The 390-nt window shown below is 69.7% G+C and carries 1 pseudogene; it reads left to right on the top strand.

Annotated elements, in window-relative coordinates:
• Positions 1–390, top strand: a pseudogene (locus F8M74_RS37400) (hypothetical protein); the annotation flags it as partial.

The raw sequence follows: 390 nt of genomic DNA on the forward strand, positions 1-390 counted from the left end.
GTCGAAGCCAAGGTCGCCTCGAAGCGCGAGGAGGCCAAGGAGGCCGCCAAGCGCGAGGAGGTTTCCAAGCGTGAAGAGGCGTCCAGGCGCGCCGCCGCCGAGAAGGAGGCGGACCGCAAGGACGCGCTGGCTCGGGACACGGCAGCCCGCAAGGTCGCCGAGGACAAGGCCCGCAAGGAAGCGTCCCTGAAGGACGCCGACAAGAAGCATCACGTTCACCCCGGCCAGGTCGCCAAGGCGGACGAGAAGAAGGCCGACCCGAAGGCTGAGGCGAAGGCCAAGGCCGAGGCGAAGGCCCTGGAAGCCAAGGCCGAGGCCAAGGCAGCCGCGAAGGCCGAAGCCACCCAGAAGCTCGCGGAGGCCAAGGCCGCCAAGGAGGCGGCCCAGAAG

Source organism: Myxococcus sp. CA023 (assembly GCF_010998615.1).
Taxonomy (GTDB): Bacteria; Myxococcota; Myxococcia; order Myxococcales; family Myxococcaceae; genus Myxococcus.